General features: G+C 66.4%; 5 protein-coding genes and 1 pseudogene. All 6 read left to right on the top strand.

Annotation, left to right across the window (positions count from 1 at the left end):
* Positions 1–1,220: chemotaxis protein CheA (locus ACCC94_RS27610; protein ID WP_413352779.1), on the top strand; the 1,220-nt coding region annotated here is incomplete at its 5' end.
* A gap of 77 nt (positions 1,221–1,297) precedes the next feature.
* The gene (locus ACCC94_RS27605; protein ID WP_413352778.1) at positions 1,298–2,407 is read left to right on the top strand and encodes a protein-glutamate methylesterase/protein-glutamine glutaminase; all 1,110 of its coding nucleotides are present in this window, start codon (positions 1,298–1,300) and stop codon (positions 2,405–2,407) included.
* A complete protein-coding gene (locus ACCC94_RS27600; protein ID WP_138215067.1) occupies positions 2,407–3,147 on the top strand; it encodes a flagellar motor protein in 741 nt (246 codons plus the stop codon). The genes ACCC94_RS27605 and ACCC94_RS27600 overlap by 1 nt, the downstream gene beginning before the upstream one ends.
* Before the next feature lie 15 nt (positions 3,148–3,162).
* Entirely contained in the window at positions 3,163–4,044 is an 882-nt protein-coding gene (gene motD / locus ACCC94_RS27595) for a flagellar motor protein MotD (protein ID WP_413352777.1), read from the top strand.
* Between the two features lie 49 nt (positions 4,045–4,093).
* Complete coding sequence (locus ACCC94_RS27590; RefSeq protein WP_413352776.1) at positions 4,094–4,882, top strand: ParA family protein; 789 nt, start codon at positions 4,094–4,096, stop codon at positions 4,880–4,882.
* A gap of 97 nt (positions 4,883–4,979) precedes the next feature.
* Positions 4,980–5,146: pseudogene (locus ACCC94_RS27585) on the top strand (chemotaxis protein CheW); the annotation flags it as partial.

Here is a 5,146-nt window from a genome sequence, read left to right as displayed (position 1 = left end):
AGCCTGCACCGGCCAAGCCTGCCGCCGCTGCCGCTGAAAAGCCGGCCAGCGAAGCGGAAACCACCGTGCGCGTGGACACCGCCCGCCTGGACGAGATCATGAACATGGTCGGCGAACTGGTGCTGGTGCGTAACCGCCTGGTGCGCCTGGGCCTGAACAGCGGCGACGAGGCGATGGCCAAGGCCGTCTCCAACCTCGACGTGGTCACCGCCGACCTGCAGTCGTCGGTGATGAAGACCCGCATGCAGCCGATCAAGAAGGTCTTCGGCCGCTTCCCGCGCCAGGTCCGCGATCTGGCGCGCAACCTGAAGAAAGAGATCAACCTCGAGCTGATCGGCGAAGAGACCGACCTGGACAAGAACCTGGTCGAGGCCCTGGCCGACCCGCTGGTGCACCTGGTGCGCAACGCGGTGGACCACGGCATCGAAGGCCCCGACGAGCGCGAGGCCGCCGGCAAGTCGCGTTCGGGCAAGGTAGTGCTGTCCGCCGAGCAGGAGGGCGATCACATCCTGCTGTCGATCTCCGACGACGGCAAAGGCATGGACCCGGACGTGCTGCGCGCCAAGGCCGTTGAAAAGGGCCTGCTGGACAAGGATGCGGCCGATCGCCTGTCCGAGTCCGACTGCTACAACCTGATCTTCGCGCCGGGCTTCTCGACCAAGACCGAGATTTCCGACGTCTCCGGCCGCGGTGTCGGCATGGACGTGGTGAAGACCAAGATTTCCCAGCTCAACGGCATCATCAACATCTACTCGACCAAGGGCCAGGGCTCGAAGATCGTCATCAAGGTCCCGCTGACCCTGGCGATCATGCCGACCCTGATGGTGATGCTGGGCAACCAGGCCTTCGCCTTCCCGCTGGTCAACGTCAACGAGATCTTCCATCTCGACCTGTCGAACACCAACGTGGTCGACGGCCAGGAAGTGGTGATCGTCCGCGACAAGGCCCTGCCGTTGTTCTACCTCAAGCGCTGGCTGGTGCCGGGCGCGCAGCATGACGAGCCGGGCGAGGGGCACGTGGTGATTCTCTCCGTGGGCACCCAGCGCATCGGCTTCGTGGTCGACCAGCTGGTAGGCCAGGAAGAGGTGGTGATCAAGCCGCTGGGCAAGATGCTGCAGGGTACGCCGGGCATGGCCGGGGCGACCATTACCGGGGACGGGCGCATCGCGCTGATCCTCGACGTGCCGAGCATGCTCAAGCGCTACGCCCGTCGTATCTGACCGCCATGGGCGGGTGCAGTGAATAAAACACGCTGCGCTCGCCCGTGTGATGGAAGAAGTTTTTTTCAGGAGTGTCTATGGCTGTCAAAGTCCTGGTGGTGGACGATTCGGGGTTCTTCCGCCGCCGCGTCTCGGAGATTCTTTCGGCTGACCCGCAGATCCAGGTGGTCGGCACGGCAACCAACGGCCGCGAGGCGATCGATCAGGCGCTGGCGCTCAAGCCGGACGTGATCACCATGGACTACGAGATGCCGCTGATGGACGGCATCACCGCCGTGCGGACCATCATGCAGCGCTGCCCGACGCCGGTCCTGATGTTCTCCTCGCTGACCCACGAGGGTGCGCGGGTGACCCTGGACGCGCTGGACGCCGGCGCGGTGGATTACCTGCCGAAGAATTTCGAGGACATTTCGCGCAACCCGGACAAGGTCCGCCAGCTGCTGTGCGAGAAGGTCCATACCATTGCCAAGAGCAACCGCCGCTTCGCCGCGTACTCGTCGAGCCCGGCAGCACCGGCTTCGACCCCCGCTGCCGGCGCTGCACGCACGACCGCTCCCGCTGCGTCGACTGGCAGCCACGCTCCGGCCGCTCCGGCTGCGGCGACTTCCGCCGCCCCAAAGCGTAAGCCCTACCGGCTGGTAGCCATCGGCACTTCGACCGGTGGGCCGGTGGCGCTGCAGCGGGTCCTGACCCAGCTGCCTGCCAACTTCCCCGCGCCGCTGGTGCTGATCCAGCACATGCCGGCGGCCTTCACCAAGGCCTTCGCCGAGCGCCTGGACAAGCTCTGCAGGATCACCGTCAAGGAAGCCGAGGACGGCGACATCCTGCGTCCCGGCGTGGCCCTTCTGGCGCCTGGCGGCAAGCAGATGATGGTCGACGCGCGTGGCGCGGTGCGCATCCTGCCCGGCGACGAGCGCCTCAACTACAAGCCCTGCGTCGACGTGACCTTCGGCTCCGCGTCCAAGGCCTATGGCGACAAGGTCCTGGCGGTGGTCCTCACCGGCATGGGCGCCGACGGCCGCGAAGGCGCGCGGATGCTCAAGCAGGGCGGCGCCCAGGTGTGGGCGCAGGATGAAGCCAGCTGCGTGATCTACGGCATGCCCATGGCAATCGCCAAGGCGGGCCTCGCCGACGCGGTATACAGCCTGGACGACATCGGCCGGCACCTTAGCGAGGCCTGCGGCTGATGGATGTCCTCAGCCTGGTCGGCCTGATCCTCGCGCTGGTTGCCATCATCGGTGGCAACTTCCTCGAGGGCGGGCACGTCGGTGCCCTGGCCAACGGCCCGGCGGCACTGATCGTGGTGGGCGGCACCCTGGCCGCCGCGCTGCTGCAGACACCGGTCGCGGTGCTCAAGCGCGCCGTGACCATGCTGCGCTGGATGGTCCTGCCGCCCAAGGTGGACCTGGTGGGCGGCATCAACCATGTGGTCGGCTGGAGCATGACGGCGCGCAAGGAAGGCCTGCTGGGCCTGGAAACCGTCGCCGACGCCGAGCGCGACCCGTACGCGCGCAAGGGCCTGCAACTGCTGGTGGACGGCACCGAACCGGAAGCCATCCGCAGCATCCTCGAAGTCGACCTGTACAACCAGGAAAGCCGCGACCTGGCCGCTGCCAAGGTGTTCGAGGCCATGGGCGGCTATTCGCCGACCATCGGCATCATCGGCGCGGTGATGGGCCTGATCCACGTGATGGGCAACCTCGCCGATCCCAGCCAGCTGGGCAACGGCATTGCCGTGGCCTTCGTCGCCACCATCTACGGCGTCGGCCTGGCCAACCTCCTGCTGCTGCCGATCGGCAACAAGCTGAAAAGCATCGTGCTGCGCCAGTCCTGCTACCGCGAAATGCTCATGGAGGGCCTGCTGTCCATTGCCGAGGGTGAGAACCCGCGCTCCATCGAGCTGAAGCTGCAAGGCTTCGTCGGCTGAGGGGGAGGGATGCGCATGCCTCGCCGCAGACGTCATGAGGAACACGAGAATCACGAACGCTGGCTGGTGTCCTACGCGGACTTCATCACCCTGCTGTTCGCCTTCTTCGTGGTGATGTACTCGATCTCCTCGATCAACGAGGGCAAATACAAGATCCTCTCGGAGACCCTGACCGGCGTATTCAACCAGCCGGACCGCTCGATCCGCCCGATCCCCGTCGGCGAGGAGCGCCCGCGCACCCAGCAGCCGGACGAATCGCTCAACGAGCCGCAGGACGAGGGCCAGGCCCAGGGCAACCCGGACACCCTGCAGCAGATCACCGATAGCGTGCGCCAGGCCTTCGGCGACCTGATTGCCACCGACCAGCTGTCGGTGCGCGGCAACGAGTTCTGGATCGAGATCACCCTCAATTCCAGCCTGCTGTTCCCCAGCGGCGACGCCGTTCCCAATGACGCTGCCTTCGAGATCATCGAGAAGGTCGCCAGGATTCTGGCGCCCTACCGCAATCCGGTGCACGTCGAAGGTTTCACCGACAACGTGCCGATCCATAATTCGCAGTACCCGACCAACTGGGAACTGTCCGCGGCCCGTGCCGCCAGCATCGTCCGCATGCTCGCCCAGGACGGCCTCGACGCCGGTCGGCTGGCGGCGGTGGGCTATGGCGAATTCCAGCCAGTGGCGGACAATGCCACGGCGGATGGCCGCGCACGCAATCGCCGGGTCGTGCTGGTGATCTCCCGCAACCTGGAGGTGCGCCGCAGCATCAGCGGGACGGGCAGTGGCAAGGCGCAGCCGGACCCGGCGTTGCGGCATGCTGGCACGCAATCTGCACCAGTGGTTGCCAGCGAGGCGCCCGGCAGCGGCGCCGTCAATTCTTCGTCATCGGCAGGGGACTGAACGCCATGAGAATCCTGATCCGATCCTGTGCATGCGGGGAGCCAGCACTATGAAAGTCTGGGCGGTAGCCAACCAGAAAGGCGGCGTCGGCAAGACCACGTCCTCCATCGCATTGGCGGGCCTGCTGGCGGACGCCGGCAAGCGCGTGCTGATCGTCGACCTGGACCCCCACGGCTCGATGACCAGCTACTTCGGCCACGACCCGGACACGCTTGAACACAGCGTGTTCGACCTGTTCCTGCACCAGGGCAACGTGCCCGAGGGCCTGCCCGAGTCGCTGCTGCTGCCCACCAGCCACGAGAACATCCGCCTGCTGCCCTCGAGCACCGCACTGGCCACCCTGGAGCGCCAGTCGCCCGGGCAGAACGGCCTGGGCCTGGTGATCGCCAAGAGCCTGGCGCAGCTGTGGCACGAATTCGACCACGCGATCATCGACAGCCCGCCGCTTCTGGGCGTGCTGATGGTCAACGCCATGGCGGCCAGCCAGCACCTGGTGATCCCGGTGCAGACCGAGTTCCTTGCCTTGAAGGGCCTGGAACGCATGGTCAACACGCTGAAGATGGTCAACCGCTCGCGCAAGCAGGCGCTGCCGTTCACCATAGTGCCGACCCTGTTCGACCGCCGTACCCAGGCGTCGTTGGGCACCTTGCGGGTGCTGCGCGATACCTACCCGGACACCCTCTGGCAGGCGTTCATCCCCGTGGACACCAAGCTGCGTGACGCCAGCCGTCTGGGCACGGTGCCCTCGCGCAACGACAGCAACAGCCGTGGCGTGATCGCCTACCGCGCGCTGCTCAAGCACCTGCTGGCCCACGTGCCGGCGAGCCAGGTCGCTTGAACATGTCCTGCTCGAACCAAAGAATCCGACGGATGCGCTCAAGAGTGGCGCGTTCGCTGCCGATAGGCTGGACAGTCACCTTGCGCGGTTATCCATCATGAGTCGTTCCGCTACCGCCACTCGCCCCCAGCTCGCGCTGCAGTCCTACCTGGACGCGCTGCTGCAGGAGGCCACATTCGAAGACCTGGCTCCCGAACCGGTGGCGCAGCCCGCTGCCGCGCCCGTCGCTCCGGCGCCGGTAGCGCTGGTGCTCAGCGAGCCGGC

It is taken from the genome of Pseudomonas sp. Pseusp97 (assembly GCF_047304025.1).
GTDB lineage: Bacteria > Pseudomonadota > Gammaproteobacteria > Pseudomonadales > Pseudomonadaceae > Pseudomonas.
This window is presented reverse-complemented; position numbering and strand designations above follow the sequence as displayed.

What these genes read in the sequence shown, in the direction of transcription:
- ACCC94_RS27605 (WP_413352778.1), top strand. Translation starts at nt 1,298, where the DNA reads ATGGCTGTCAAAGTCCTGGTGGTGGACGATTCGGGGTTCTTCCGCCGC.
- ACCC94_RS27600 (WP_138215067.1), top strand. Translation starts at nt 2,407, where the DNA reads ATGGATGTCCTCAGCCTGGTCGGCCTGATCCTCGCGCTGGTTGCCATC.
- motD (WP_413352777.1), top strand. Translation starts at nt 3,163, where the DNA reads ATGCCTCGCCGCAGACGTCATGAGGAACACGAGAATCACGAACGCTGG.
- ACCC94_RS27590 (WP_413352776.1), top strand. Translation starts at nt 4,094, where the DNA reads ATGAAAGTCTGGGCGGTAGCCAACCAGAAAGGCGGCGTCGGCAAGACC.